The organism is Ectothiorhodospira sp. PHS-1, assembly GCF_000225005.1.
Classification (GTDB): Bacteria; Pseudomonadota; Gammaproteobacteria; order Ectothiorhodospirales; family Ectothiorhodospiraceae; genus Ectothiorhodospira.
Window position 1 is genome coordinate 1 of record NZ_AGBG01000026.1, and the last position, 12,461, is coordinate 12,461.

15 protein-coding genes are annotated in these 12,461 nt (G+C 64.4%); 5 read left to right on the forward strand and 10 right to left on the reverse strand.

All coding sequences use genetic code 11. The features are described from left to right. Positions 1–25 precede the first annotated feature (25 nt). Positions 26–1,426 (forward strand): ribosome biogenesis GTPase Der, encoded by a 1,401-nt coding sequence (gene der / locus ECTPHS_RS10775; RefSeq protein WP_008932777.1) that lies wholly within the window; start codon positions 26–28, stop codon positions 1,424–1,426. A gap of 13 nt (positions 1,427–1,439) precedes the next feature. Here the strand turns inward: der and ECTPHS_RS14815 are convergent, their stop codons facing one another. The 3 genes from ECTPHS_RS14815 to ECTPHS_RS14960 form a co-directional block, all read right to left on the reverse strand. Continuing rightward, a complete protein-coding gene (locus tag ECTPHS_RS14815; RefSeq protein WP_008932778.1) occupies positions 1,440–1,595 on the reverse strand; it encodes a hypothetical protein in 156 nt (51 codons plus the stop codon). Between the two features lie 33 nt (positions 1,596–1,628). Continuing rightward, the gene (locus tag ECTPHS_RS10780) at positions 1,629–2,687 is read right to left on the reverse strand and encodes a folate-binding protein YgfZ (protein WP_008932779.1); all 1,059 of its coding nucleotides are present in this window, start codon (positions 2,685–2,687) and stop codon (positions 1,629–1,631) included. A gap of 178 nt (positions 2,688–2,865) precedes the next feature. Next, the gene (locus ECTPHS_RS14960; protein WP_210386915.1) at positions 2,866–3,564 is read right to left on the reverse strand and encodes a YhcB family protein; all 699 of its coding nucleotides are present in this window, start codon (positions 3,562–3,564) and stop codon (positions 2,866–2,868) included. 426 nt (positions 3,565–3,990) lie between these two features. Here ECTPHS_RS14960 and ECTPHS_RS15200 point away from each other — a divergent pair, with 426 nt between their 5' ends. Both ECTPHS_RS15200 and ECTPHS_RS15205 read left to right on the forward strand, forming a co-directional pair. After that, positions 3,991–4,419, forward strand: a complete 429-nt coding sequence (locus ECTPHS_RS15200) for a protein YgfX (protein ID WP_246828358.1) — start codon at positions 3,991–3,993, stop codon at positions 4,417–4,419. Positions 4,420–4,442: 23 nt separating this feature from the next. After that, positions 4,443–4,841, forward strand: coding sequence for a NifU family protein (locus tag ECTPHS_RS15205; protein ID WP_008932782.1), 399 nt, complete (start codon positions 4,443–4,445; stop codon positions 4,839–4,841). A gap of 21 nt (positions 4,842–4,862) precedes the next feature. Here the strand turns inward: ECTPHS_RS15205 and ECTPHS_RS10800 are convergent, their stop codons facing one another. From ECTPHS_RS10800 to asd, 7 genes are all read right to left on the reverse strand, one after another. Beyond that, complete coding sequence (locus tag ECTPHS_RS10800) at positions 4,863–5,108, reverse strand: succinate dehydrogenase assembly factor 2 (protein ID WP_040405827.1); 246 nt, start codon at positions 5,106–5,108, stop codon at positions 4,863–4,865. A gap of 131 nt (positions 5,109–5,239) precedes the next feature. Then, positions 5,240–6,016: a succinate dehydrogenase iron-sulfur subunit gene (locus tag ECTPHS_RS10805; protein WP_008932784.1), complete on the reverse strand. Its 777-nt coding sequence runs from the start codon at positions 6,014–6,016 to the stop codon at positions 5,240–5,242. Positions 6,017–6,042: 26 nt separating this feature from the next. After that, positions 6,043–7,833, reverse strand: coding sequence for a succinate dehydrogenase flavoprotein subunit (sdhA, locus tag ECTPHS_RS10810; protein ID WP_008932785.1), 1,791 nt, complete (start codon positions 7,831–7,833; stop codon positions 6,043–6,045). 3 nt (positions 7,834–7,836) lie between these two features. Further along, entirely contained in the window at positions 7,837–8,217 is a 381-nt protein-coding gene (gene sdhD, locus ECTPHS_RS10815) for a succinate dehydrogenase, hydrophobic membrane anchor protein (protein ID WP_008932786.1), read from the reverse strand. A 13-nt stretch (positions 8,218–8,230) separates the two neighbouring features. Continuing rightward, positions 8,231–8,608 (reverse strand): succinate dehydrogenase, cytochrome b556 subunit, encoded by a 378-nt coding sequence (sdhC, locus tag ECTPHS_RS10820; RefSeq protein WP_008932787.1) that lies wholly within the window; start codon positions 8,606–8,608, stop codon positions 8,231–8,233. Positions 8,609–8,769: 161 nt separating this feature from the next. Beyond that, a complete protein-coding gene (locus tag ECTPHS_RS14280; protein ID WP_083838836.1) occupies positions 8,770–8,946 on the reverse strand; it encodes a succinate dehydrogenase assembly factor 4 in 177 nt (58 codons plus the stop codon). Positions 8,947–9,120: 174 nt separating this feature from the next. Then, positions 9,121–9,987, reverse strand: a complete 867-nt coding sequence (asd, locus tag ECTPHS_RS10825; RefSeq protein WP_008932788.1) for an archaetidylserine decarboxylase — start codon at positions 9,985–9,987, stop codon at positions 9,121–9,123. A 42-nt stretch (positions 9,988–10,029) separates the two neighbouring features. Between asd and prmB the strand changes: the two genes are divergently transcribed. Together prmB and hemN are read left to right on the forward strand one after the other, a co-directional pair. Continuing rightward, a complete protein-coding gene (gene prmB, locus ECTPHS_RS10830; protein WP_008932789.1) occupies positions 10,030–10,935 on the forward strand; it encodes a 50S ribosomal protein L3 N(5)-glutamine methyltransferase in 906 nt (301 codons plus the stop codon). Between the two features lie 135 nt (positions 10,936–11,070). Beyond that, positions 11,071–12,459 carry an oxygen-independent coproporphyrinogen III oxidase gene (gene hemN / locus ECTPHS_RS10835; protein WP_008932790.1) on the forward strand — a complete coding sequence of 463 codons (1,389 nt, stop codon included), beginning with the start codon at positions 11,071–11,073 and terminating at the stop codon, positions 12,457–12,459. The last annotated feature ends 2 nt before the right edge of the window (positions 12,460–12,461 follow it).

Here is a 12,461-nt window from a genome sequence, read left to right on the forward strand (position 1 = left end):
TTTTTCATAACATCGGTATGTCCCAATGAAGCCCGTCATTGCCCTGGTAGGGCGCCCCAATGTGGGAAAATCCACCCTTTTCAATCAGCTCACCCGTTCCCGCGACGCCCTGGTGGCGGACCTGCCCGGACTCACCCGTGACCGTCAGTACGGCACCGGTCGCGTCGGCGGCTACGGCTACATGGTGGTGGATACCGGCGGTCTCAGCGGCGAGAGCGATACCCTGGATACACTGATGGCTCAGCAGACTCGCCAGGCCATCCGTGAAGCGGATCTGGTGATGTTTCTGGTGGATGGCCGCGCCGGCCTGTGCGGTGCGGACGAGACCATTGCCCAGGAGCTGAGAGGCTTCAACAAGCCGATCGTGCTGGTGGTCAACAAGACCGACGGCGTGGACCCGCAGGCGGTCACCGTCGAATTTCACCGCCTGGGTTTGGGCGAACCTCGTTCCATTGCCGCTTCTCATGGTCGTGGTATCCAGGCTCTGATGGCTTCGGTCCGATCCCTGCTGCCCGAAGCCATGGATGACGAGGACGAGGGTGAGCGTTGGCCGGGCATTCGCATTGCCTTTGTCGGGCGTCCCAACGCGGGCAAGTCCACCCTCATCAACCGCATCCTCGGCGAGGAGCGGATGGTGGCCACGGACATCCCCGGCACCACCCGTGACAGCGTTTTCGTGCCCTTTGAACGGGATGGCCAGGTCTATACCCTGATCGATACCGCCGGTGTGCGGCGTCGTTCCAGGGTCAAGGAGACGGTGGAAAAGTTCAGCGTGGTGAAGACCATCCAGGCCATCGACGCCGCCCATGTGGTGATCTTCCTGCTGGATGCCCGGGAGGGCATTGCCGAACAGGATGCCCATCTGCTGGGAATGGTGATGGACGCCGGTCGGGCGCTGGTGGTGGCCATCAACAAGTGGGACGGCCTGACCCCGGATCAGCGGGATCGGGTGAAGACTGACCTGCTGCTCAAGCTGCCCTTCCTGGACTTTGCCGAACGGCGGTTCATTTCCGCCCTTCACGGCACCGGGGTCGGCGACCTGTTCGGCGCCGTGCAGCGGGCCCATGAGTCCGCCTTCCGGGACATGGGTACCAGTGTCCTGACCCGTCTGCTGGAAAGCGCCGTGGTGGCGCATCAGCCGCCCCTGGTGCGGGGACGGCGGATCAAGCTGCGCTATGCCCATCAGGGGGGGCGCAATCCACCGGTGATCGTCATCCACGGCAACCAGACCGACGCGCTGCCGGGGGCCTACAAGCGTTACCTCACCAACCACTTTCGCGAACACCTGCAACTGGTGGGTACTCCCATCCGGCTGGAGTTCAAGAGCGGCGAGAACCCTTACGAGGGCAAGCGCAATACCCTCACACCCCGCCAGATCCACAAGCGCAAGCGCCTGATGCGGCACATCAAGAAGAAGGGACGATGAAGGCCCGGTCGGATCAGACGAGCCGCAGGTAGCCGGCCACGAACAGCACCCCCATGATCCCGGCGGTGATGTACAGGGCGTTGGAGAGTTTCCTGTTGCCGGGGCGGCTGAAGTAGGCCGCCCACAGCATGAGCAGGATCACGACGAACAGAAAGAACAGAAAACGCACGGTGATGGCTCCCGAAAGGTCATCGCTCCATCATCAGGGGGCTGCCGCCAGGTCAAAGGCGTAGGGGAGGGCCTCCACCCGGGTCGGGGTACCTTCCGGCCCCTCCAGGCGGGGTTCCCCGGCTTCCGCGCTGACGACCTGCATCACTGCCAGGGCGGCGGCGCCGCCATCGGGATGGAGCTGGGCATCGACGATGGTGCCGGCGGGCTGATCGGATGGCTGGGCCGGATCGACGAGGATGTCTCCGGGCCGTGGTGGTGTTTCCACCGGCAGGTGGATCAGATACATGCGGCGTTTGAGCTTGCCCAGGTACTGCATCCGGGCCACCACTTCCTGTCCCGGATAACAGCCCTTCTTGAAACTCACGCCGTCCAGCAGATGCAGGTTGGTCATCTGCGGCACGAAGGCCTCGGCCGTGGCCGGATAGAGATTGGGTATCCCCGCCAGGATGTCCATCAAGGCCCATTGCGCCGCGCCCACCGGGGCGCAATGGACATTGAGGGCCTGCCAGAGTCGCTGCATGGATTCCAGGTCGCCGTACAGCTCGAAGCGGGGATGGCGACCGGGGACGCGAATGATCGTGATGCCGTCATGACGGGTACAGGCGTTCGCTTCGGCGGGGATGTCGCCACCCACGGCGTCCCTGAGCAGGGTCTCCGCATGTGGGCCGGACAGCCCCAGGGGGATGAAGGCGCCACCGGCGTCTTCCAGGGTCACCTTGGCCCGCAACACGTACAGGGACAGACGCTTGAGCACCGCTTCCACCTGTTCCCTGGGCAGGCGCAGGTAGAAGGCATCACCGCGGTTGAACAGGCGGAATGTACAGATCATGCGGCCCTTGGCGGTGCACCAGGCACCCGGAAGGCTTCGCCCGGGACCGACCTCGCCCACATCGCAGGTGAACTGCCCCTGCAGGAAGGCGGAGGCCTCCTCGCCGTGGGCACTGATCAATCCCAGGTGTGACAGATCGCAGATCACGTCGCCGGTAACGGCCACGCTGCGTTCACGCTCCGGGTTGCCGTAGTGGGATACCCGGTCGTTGTCCATCTCGGCACCGGCGTCGAGCAGGAAGGCTTTCCACTCGGGTTTCATCAGTTCGCACCTTTGGGGATGTCTCGATATCCGAACGCCATCTTAGACCAAAGTTCGATACAAGGGGAGAAAGGGCAAGGCGCCATAAACGCACATCCCGGCACGAGGCCGAGATGTGCATGCGGGACCTGCCTGTCCCTCGGGGAGAACCCCGGTGCTCATCCTGGGTCTGAAGCGCTTACTTCTTGGCGGCTTCCAGGTCCTTGGCGGCCAGGCGGATGCGATCAGGCTGGCCGGGGGCCTTGACGGAAGTGGCGCCGGGTATGGTCTTGGCGGACTCGGCAGCCTTGGGCTTGATGTCGCGCTTCAGCGCCGTGGCGCCACGGGGATCGGGGCGGCTCTGGGGCTTGGGCTGAGGTGCGGCGGCAGCGGCGGGCTTCTGCGGGGCCGGAGCAGCCTTGGGTGCCGGTGCGGGAGCAGCGGCCTTGGGAGCGGCAGCCGGAGCAGGGGCAGCCTTGGGAGCCGCGGGGGCGGCCTTGGGTGCTTCAGGCTTGGCGGCGGCGGGAGCCTTGGCGGCGGGAGCGGCAGCCTGAGCCGGCTTGGCGGCGGCGGGGATGGCGCGTCTCTGTTCTTCCTTGGACAGTTCCAGCAGCGCGGAGGCGCGGCGGGGCAGGAAGCGGTTGGAGGGGCCGTCACCCAGGCGATCGTAGCTGTCTACCAGGTGATCATAGAGTTCACGGTAGGAGTGGGCCATGCCCGTGAACAGGGTGGCGGTCTTTTCGAAGTGACGGTTGACCTGGGATCGATAGTTGTTGATCTTGCGCTGCTGGTTGTCCAGTTCCTTTTCCAGGTCCCGTACCCGACCGGCGTCCCCCTGCTGCCGACCGAACCAGAAGCCCAGCAAGCCCGCGCCCACAAAACCCAGGACCGTGAGCATGCTGTCCCCAACCATCAAGAACTCCCGCATATTCGCGGCTATTTCTGTCGATGACATACTTATCTCCTGCAAGTTTGCCGCCGTTGGCCCCCGCGACCATACGGGTCTTTGTGGCGGCGGTTAGCCCGCGGTGTCTTTAAGGTGACGACCGCATGTTGATGACTCCGGTGAGTCGAAAATCCCGTTGATGCTATCCAGCCCGAACATTATGCACAATAACAGCAAGGTATGCTGCCATGAATTCGGGATTAAGTCGTTGTTTTCCCACTTTAATGGTTGGTTATGGGTGGTGAGCCTGGAAGGCCTTTCCAGGTCATGTCACATGATGCTGAATGATGGTTTTGAAGGCCTAAGGATGACAGGGATATTTTGCAGGGAGCGTTGACCGTGGTCATGGTGACGAACAGTCGTGGGTATTTTGTGCGCTTGAAGTCCTCCGCGAAGGTCCTGGGAGGGCTGTTTCTGGTTCATATGGCCGCGCTGGCATCCGTCTGGAGCAGCGGCCTGCCGTTCTGGGGGCAGGTATCGGCCACCCTGGGTGGCCTGTGCAGTCTGGTGCTGATGGTACGCCGGGTGGGTGTGGGGCCATTTCCCGGACAGTGGCGTGCCGTGGGTTGGGATGCCGATGGGACATGCTGGCTGGAGTCATGGGACGGTCGGCGGGTGATGGCGCGGATCCTGCCCGAGTCGGTGGTATTGCCGGGGTTGATCCTGTTGTTGTTGCGGGATGAGACGGGGCGCCGCCTGCAACTGCCGCTGATCCGGGATGCGGTGGTCGGCGGGGATCTGCGGCCGCTGCGACTGCGCTTGCGCCGGGTAGCCGGGGACAGGCAGACTGCGGGGCCGGAGCCGTGATCACGGGCAGGAGCATGACCGTCATGACCGAAACCAGAACCGACCTGGACTCGCTGCTGAGTCCTGATGCCCACCATGTTTATTCCGAGGCGGAACTGGATGCCATCGAGGCCGTGGACCCCGAGTTGGCATTGAGGCTGGATCGCGCCCAGACCCTGGCCGCCCGGATGCGGGAGGACGCACCGGCCCGGGGTGACATCGACGAGGCGGCCGTGCGGGCCGCGGTGGAGGAGGCGCGTCGGGTGCTGATGCAGGATGGCGGCGATATCGAGTATCTGCACCTGGAGGGACGGACGGTGCTCGTCCGTCTCAAGGGGGCCTGCGTGGGGTGTCCCCGCTCGGCGCTGGATCTGCGCAACATCGTCGAGCGCCTGGTCAAGGCCCGTTGCCCCGGGGTGGAGGCGGTGGTCAACCGTTTTTGATGTTGCGCAACAAAGGCGGGCTCAGCGCTCGATGAAGTGACGCCTGACGCGGTCGATCATCGTGGCCAGTTCGGCCTTTTCCACCGGCTCGCCGTAGAGGAGCCAGCGCTGGAGGTCGTCATCTTCCTGCTTGAGGATTTGCTCGAAGGTCTGCAGTTCCGCGGCATCCAGGTGTTCACCCTGGGCGAGCAGGAACCCCTCCAGCATGAGATCCAGCTCCTTGGTGCCGCGTCGGCAGTGCCAGCGTAATCGGGCGATATCGCTCATCATTCAGGACTCATGGGCAGGCAGGAACGAAGTCCGCGGGGCAGGTCCGCCTGCGAACGGCGGCGCGGAAATCCCCGGCCGGATGCCATCGCGGCCGGGGGTATTTCCTGGGACGGGGATATCCGGCGGACTCAGCGCCGGATCACCATCAGCTTCTTGATCTCCGCAATCGCCTTGGCCGGATTCAGGCCCTTGGGGCAGGTGCGGGTACAGTTCATGATGGTGTGGCAGCGGTACAGCTTGAACGGGTCCTCCAGAGCGTCCAGACGCTCACCGGTGGCCTCGTCACGGCTGTCCGCGATCCAGCGGTAGGCCTGCAGCAGGATGGCCGGACCCAGATAGCGGTCGCCGTTCCACCAGTAACTGGGGCAGCTGGTGGAGCAGCAGGCGCAGAGGATGCACTCGTACAGGCCGTCCAGCTTGGCGCGCTCTTCCTTGGACTGCAGCCGCTCGGAATCCGGCGGCGGCGGGGTCTGGGTCTGGATCCAGGGCTTGATGGACGCATACTGGGCATAGAAGTGGGTCATTTCCGGAATCAGGTCCTTGACCACCTTCATGTGCGGCAGCGGGTAGATGTTCACATCTCCCTTGATCTCGTCGATGGCCTTGGTGCACGCCAGGGTATTGGTGCCGTCGATGTTCATGGCGCAGGACCCGCAGATCCCCTCCCGGCAGGAGCGCCGGAAGGAGAGGGTGGAGTCCATCTCGTCCTTGATCTTGATGACGGCGTCCAGCACCATCGGCCCGCAGGTGTCCAGGTCCACCTCGTAGGTGTCGATGCGCGGGTTTTCACCGCTGTCCGGGTCCCAGCGATAGATGTTGAAGCGCTTGACGTTGGTGGCACCCTCGGCCTTGAAGGTCTTGCCCTTCTTGATCCGGGAATTGATTGGCAATACAAACTGGGCCATGGTCTTGCGTTCTCCTGAATCTGCGCTCAGTAGACCCGTGCCTTGGGCGGCACGACTTCCACGTCATCGCTGAGGGTGTACATGTGCACCGGGCGGTAGTCGAGCCTGACCTTGCCCTGTGCGTCGACCCAGGACAGGGTGTGCTTCATCCAGTTCTCGTCGTCGCGCTCCGGGAAGTCCTCGCGGGCGTGGGCGCCGCGGCTTTCCTGGCGATTCACCGCCGAGCGGATGGTGGCCACGGCGCTGCCCAGCAGGTTTTCCAGTTCCAGGGTTTCCACCAGATCCGAGTTCCAGACCAGGGAGCGGTCAGTGACCCGCACGTCGCCGAAGGACTGGAACACCTCGTCCATGCGCTCGCAGCCCTTCTGCAGGGTCTCGCCGGTACGGAACACGGCGGCATAGCGCTGCATGCATTCCTGCATGTCGCCGCGGATGGAGGCGGTGGAGCGGCCGCCGTTGGCGTAGCGCAGGCGGTCCAGGCGCTCAAGAGCAGCGTCACTGGCGCCGGCCGGCAGGTCGGGCACGGAGGCACCGATGTCCTTGACGATCTCGGCGGCGCGGATGGCGGCGGAACGCCCGAACACCACCAGGTCCAGCAGGGAGTTGGAGCCCAGACGGTTGGCGCCATGGACGGACACGCAGGCCGCCTCGCCGATGGCCATCAGGCCCGGCACGATGTGGTCCGGATTGCCGTCCTTGAGGGTGACCACTTCGCCACGGTAGTTGGTGGGGACGCCGCCCATGTTGTAGTGCACCGTGGGCAGCACGGGGATGGGTTCCTTGGTGACATCCACGCCGGCGAAGATCTTGGCGGTTTCGGCGATCCCCGGCAGGCGCTCGTTGATCACTTCCGGACCCAGGTGCTCCAGATGCAGGTGGATGTGGTCCTGTTTCGGACCCACGCCGCGACCTTCGTTGATCTCGATGGTCATGGAGCGGGAGACCACGTCGCGGGAGGCCAGGTCCTTGGCGTTGGGGGCATAGCGTTCCATGAAGCGCTCGCCCTTGGAATTGGTCAGGTAGCCGCCTTCGCCGCGCACCCCTTCGGTGATCAGGCAGCCGGCACCGTAGATGCCGGTGGGGTGGAACTGGACGAACTCCATGTCCTGCAGGGGCAGGCCGGCGCGCAGCGCCATGCCCATGCCATCGCCGGTACAGGTGTGGGCGGAGGTGCAGGAGAAGTAACTGCGGCCGTAGCCGCCGGTGGCCAGGACCACCAGATGGGCGCGGAAGCGGTGCAGGGTGCCGTCCACCAGGTTCAGGGCCATCACGCCGCGGCAGGTCTCGCCGTCCATGATCAGGTCGGTGGCGAAGTATTCGATGAAGAATTCCGCCTGGTGCTTGAGGGCCTGCTGGTACAAGGTGTGCAGGATGGCGTGGCCGGTACGGTCGGCGGCGGCACAGGTGCGCTGGGCGCGGCCTTCACCGAAGCGGGTGGTCATGCCGCCGAAGGGCCGCTGATAGATCTTGCCGTCCTCGGTACGGGAGAAGGGCACGCCGTAGTGTTCCAGCTCGATGATGGCGGGCACGGCCTCGCGGCACATGTATTCGATGGCATCCTGGTCGCCGAGCCAGTCGGAGCCCTTGACGGTGTCGTACATGTGCCAGCGCCAGTCATCTTCGCCCATATTGCCCAGCGCCGCGGAGATGCCGCCCTGGGCTGCCACGGTATGGCTGCGGGTGGGGAAAACCTTGGTCACGCAGGCGGTCTTGAGACCCTTTTCCGCCATGCCGAAAGTGGCTCTCAGGCCGGCGCCACCGGCGCCCACCACCACCACGTCATAGGCATGGTCGACAATCTTGTAGTCGCCCTTCATCAATCAGCTCCCGAAAGCAATGCGCAAAATGGCGACGATCCCAATGATCGCCAGCAGCCACGCGAGAAACGTCATGGCAATGAGCACGGTGAATTTCTTGCCTTCACTGTGCACGTAATCTTCGATCACGGTGTGCAGGCCCATCTGGATGTGGTGGAACATCACGCCGACGCCGAGGATCAACAGGACCGTGTTCAGGGGTTTGGCGGCCCAGGCTAGGGTGGCCTCGTAGCCGGCGCCGGCCAGGGTGGCCAGGCTGAAGATCAGCCACAGCATCAGCGGTACCAGGGCGATGGAGGACAGACGCATCACCCACCAGTGGTGGGTGCCGTCCTTGGCGGAACCGAGGCCGCGGGCCCGGCCGAGTGGTGTACGAAGGCTCATGTGGATATCCCCGTCAGATCACGACGACCCAGAAGATCAGGGTCAGAAGCAGTGTGGTGGCCAGGGCGGTCCAGCCGGTGACGTAGACGCCCTTGATGGTCAGTGCGACACCCGCATCCCAGACGAGATGGCGAATGCCGGCGCACAGGTGATAGAACAGCGCCAGGGTGACGGGGATCAGGATCGCGATCCCGATCCAGCCATGCAGCAGGGCCTCGGCCCGGGCGAACGCCTCGGGGCCGGCGGCCAGGGCGGCCAGCCAGTAGACCAGGATCAGGCTGGCGACGCTCAGGATCACGCCGGTGATCCGGTGCAGGATCGAGAGTACCGAGGTCATCTGCGGCCGATAGACCTGCAGATGGGGTGACAGCGGCCGGTTGTCGTTTGGCATGGCTTGGAAGGCTCCGCTTGAAGAATCCGCAGTGTGCGGGTGTTGACGGTCTGCGGCCCCGAACCCGTGATACGCATGACGCTCCGGGGCGGGGCAGGTCGTTCAGTCGTGCAATACTCGAGGATAGCGGGTGCAAGAGTGCCCGGTGGTCCGGGCTGCTTTCAGAAGTCGGTGCAACGTCCGCGCTGTTCCCAGTCACCGTAGCGGGTGGGCTCGGGACCCTGGTAGCCCCCGATCTCGCGGGTGGACTCGGCTGTGACGGATGAAGGGGTATCTGTATCGTCCGCCTTCGACGCCCGGTCATCATCGGGCGTCGATGTGTGATCTTTCTCGCTCATGGATGTTCTCTGTTATTCGCCACGATAGGGGCGTCCGGGTGCTTGTGGCGGCCGATGGTGATGTGAAGACACCGGCTGCGCCCCCCGTGATATGGCTGCCGCGCATGACGCGGCGCATCAAATACGAGTATAAATAGCAGTTCTGCGCCGGACCCGCAAGGGTCCGGCCTCGCCTCAGCGTCGCGCCAGGGCCTGGCCCATGCGCACCGCCTGCCCAGGCGCCAGTGCCGGCAGCCAGCCGGAGACCTGTTCGGGGAGTAGCAGGATGACGGTGGAGCCCAGGTTGAATCGCCCCATTTCCTCACCCCGCGCCAGGGTCGGCGGGTTGTCCCGGTGGTCCCATCGGCACGGTGTCCGGGGGCTGCGCGGCGTGACCTCGCCGGCCCAGACCGTCTCGATGGAAGCCACGTTGATGGCACCCACCAGCACCATGGCCATGGGGCCGAAATCCGTCTCGAACAGGCAGGCCAGGCGCTCGTTGCGGGCGAACAGGCCGGGTACGGTCTTGACCGTGAAGGGCGCCACCGAGAACAGGCGACCGGGCACGTATACCGATTCCCGCAGGGAGCCGTTCCAGGGCATGTGGATGCGGTGATAGTCCCGAGGGGACAGGTAGAGGGTGATGAAGTGTCCGTCGGCAAAGGGCGCCGCCAGGTCTGCGTCCCCGCCCAGCAGGGCAGTGGCCGAGTAGGCGTGTCCCTTGGCCTGGATCAACTGCCCGTCGCGAATGCGGCCGAGCTGGCTGACGCGGCTGTCCGCCGGGCTGATCAGGGTGTCCGGGGCGGGGTCCAGCGGCCGGGCGCCGGGCTTGAGGGCGCGGGTGAACAGGTCGTTGAAGCTGGCGTAGCGGCTCGGATCCGATTCGACGGCCTCGGACATGTCCAGGCCATAGCGGCGAATGAACCACCGTGCCACCGGGTCCTTGTGCCGGGTTTCCCAGCGCGACAGACGGTAGACCAGCCGCGAGATCCCATGATGGGGCAGCAGATACAGGGGCAGGGCCTTGAGCCAGTCCTGCCAGTTGGCCACTTGATCGTTCATAGGCGTATTATTCCACACCCTGAACCGCACTGGCTGATTTCCATGACCGATTCCACCGCTACCGACGGGCTGCTGACCGTCCGTGACTTCATTCGCTACGGCATGAGTCGTTTCACCGCCGCGGGCCTGAGTTTCGGCCATGGCACCGACAATGCCCTGGACGAGGCCGCCTGGCTGGTGCTTCACACCCTGCACATGCCCCACGACATGACCGGTCCCTGGCTGGAATGCCGTCTCACCCGGGACGAACGGGCGCGGGTGACGGAACTGCTGGAGCAACGGGTGCAGACCCGCAAGCCCGCCGCCTACCTGACCGGTCAGGCCTGGTTCATGGGGCTGGAATTCTTCGTCGACGAGCGGGTGTTGGTGCCCCGCTCCCCCTTGGCGGAACTGATCCAGCAGGGTTTTGCGCCCTGGATCGAGGCCGGGGCGGTGCATCGGGTGCTGGACCTGTGCACCGGCAGCGGCTGCATCGGCATTGCCTGCGCCCATGTGTTTGACGAGGCGAAGGTGGATCTGGGCGACATTTCCCCCGATGCCCTGGTGGTGGCGCGGGAGAATATCCGTCGTCACGGCCTGGAAGGGCGGGTGGAAGCGGTGCAGTCCGATCTTTTCACGGGTCTGGGCGGGCGCCGCTATGACATCATCGTCAGCAATCCTCCCTATGTGGACGCCCGGGACATGGCGGCCCTGACTCCGGAGTTCCGTCATGAGCCGGTGCTGGGGTTGGCCTCGGGGCCGGACGGCCTGGATGCGGCCCTGGAGATTCTGCGGGGCGCGGCGGATCACCTCAACCCCGGCGGCATCCTGGTGGTGGAGGTGGGCAACAGCGCCCCGGCCCTGGAAGCGCGCCTGCCCGACGTGCCGTTCACCTGGCTGGAATTCGAGTCGGGCGGGGAGGGGGTATTCCTGCTGACCGCCGAGCAATTGCAGGCGCTGGATCTGTAGGGGCGAACCGTAAAACCGTCCCGGGATGGCCGTCGACTTGGCACAAGTCACCAAAATCCCCCAATACGTTCGGCACATCCGTCCCGAGCGGTTACAATAGACAGTTACATTCCTAGACCGGGTACCAATGCCGTCATGAGCTTGTCGCAGACCATCGATTTCGATCTGGACCTGATCAACCGTTACAACACGGCGGGTCCCCGCTACACCTCCTATCCCACCGCCGTGCAGTTCCACGAAGGTCTGGATGCCGATCGCTATGCGGAGATCGCCCGGGGCACCAACGCCAGCGGCCGTCCCCTGTCCCTGTATTTCCACATCCCCTTCTGCGACACCGTGTGTTTCTACTGTGCCTGCAACAAGGTGGTGACCAAGGACCGCGCGAAGGCCCGCCCCTACCTGGATCGGCTCTACAAGGAAATGGCCCTGCAGGGCGAGCTGTTCGACCGCAGCCGTCCGGTGACTCAGCTGCATTGGGGCGGCGGCACCCCCACCTTCATCTCCCATGACGAGATGATCGAGCTGATGGACAAGACCCGTGAGCACTTCAGGCTGCTGGATGACGATACCGGCGAGTATTCCATCGAGATCGATCCCCGCGAAGTGCAGGAGGACACCCTCGCGCTGTTGCGCAAGCTGGGTTTCAACCGCATCAGCCTCGGGGTGCAGGACTTTGACGAGACCGTGCAGAAAGCCGTCAACCGGGTCCAGACCGAAGCCCAGGTGATGAGCGTACTGGATGAGGCCCGCCGTCTGGGCTTCCGCTCCACCAGCGTGGACCTGATCTACGGTCTGCCGCATCAGACTCCGGACACCTTTGGCGACACCGTGCGCAGGATCATCGAAGTGAACCCGGCCCGGATATCCGTATTCAACTACGCTCACCTGCCGGACCGCTTCAAGCCCCAGCGCCGCATCGACGAGGATGCCCTGCCCAATCCCGCCGACAAGCTCACCATCCTGCAGCAGACCATCCAGCAGCTCACCGAGGCCGGGTATGTCTACATCGGCATGGACCACTTTGCCCGTCCCGACGACGAACTGGCCGTGGCCCAGCGTGACCACACCCTGTACCGCAACTTCCAGGGGTATTCCACCCACTCCAACTGCGACCTGATCGGCCTGGGTTCCACCAGCGTGGGCGTGGTGGGCAACAGCTACAGCCAGAACCACCACGACCTGGAGAAGTATTACCAGTGCCTGGATGAGAACCGCCTGGCCGTGTTCCGGGGCGTGGAACTGGATACGGACGACCTGCTGCGCCGGGATGTCATCACCCGTCTGATCTGCCACTTCGAACTGGCGTTCGCAGACGTGGAGCGGGCCCACGGCATCGTTTTCGGTGACTATTTCGCCCAGGAACTGGAAGGACTCAAGCCCATGGAGGCCGATGGCCTGCTCAAGGTCACCGGCAACGCCATCACCGTGCAGCCCGCCGGCCGCCTGCTGATCCGGAACATCTGCATGGTGTTTGACCGTTACCTGCGCCAGGCCACCGAACAGCGCTATTCCAAGGTGATCTGAAC

Bases quoted from the DNA above. Each gene is read 5' to 3' on its own strand.
- hemN (WP_008932790.1), top strand. From the start codon at position 11,071: ATGAGCTTGTCGCAGACCATCGATTTCGATCTGGACCTGATCAACCGT.
- sdhA (WP_008932785.1), bottom strand. From the start codon at position 7,833: ATGAAGGGCGACTACAAGATTGTCGACCATGCCTATGACGTGGTGGTG.
- sdhC (WP_008932787.1), bottom strand. From the start codon at position 8,608: ATGCCAAACGACAACCGGCCGCTGTCACCCCATCTGCAGGTCTATCGG.
- ECTPHS_RS15205 (WP_008932782.1), top strand. From the start codon at position 4,443: ATGACCGAAACCAGAACCGACCTGGACTCGCTGCTGAGTCCTGATGCC.
- asd (WP_008932788.1), bottom strand. From the start codon at position 9,987: ATGAACGATCAAGTGGCCAACTGGCAGGACTGGCTCAAGGCCCTGCCC.
- der (WP_008932777.1), top strand. From the start codon at position 26: ATGAAGCCCGTCATTGCCCTGGTAGGGCGCCCCAATGTGGGAAAATCC.
- ECTPHS_RS14280 (WP_083838836.1), bottom strand. From the start codon at position 8,946: ATGAGCGAGAAAGATCACACATCGACGCCCGATGATGACCGGGCGTCG.
- ECTPHS_RS10805 (WP_008932784.1), bottom strand. From the start codon at position 6,016: ATGGCCCAGTTTGTATTGCCAATCAATTCCCGGATCAAGAAGGGCAAG.
- ECTPHS_RS10780 (WP_008932779.1), bottom strand. From the start codon at position 2,687: ATGAAACCCGAGTGGAAAGCCTTCCTGCTCGACGCCGGTGCCGAGATG.
- ECTPHS_RS10800 (WP_040405827.1), bottom strand. From the start codon at position 5,108: ATGAGCGATATCGCCCGATTACGCTGGCACTGCCGACGCGGCACCAAG.
- ECTPHS_RS14960 (WP_210386915.1), bottom strand. From the start codon at position 3,564: ATGCTCACGGTCCTGGGTTTTGTGGGCGCGGGCTTGCTGGGCTTCTGG.
- prmB (WP_008932789.1), top strand. From the start codon at position 10,030: ATGACCGATTCCACCGCTACCGACGGGCTGCTGACCGTCCGTGACTTC.
- sdhD (WP_008932786.1), bottom strand. From the start codon at position 8,217: ATGAGCCTTCGTACACCACTCGGCCGGGCCCGCGGCCTCGGTTCCGCC.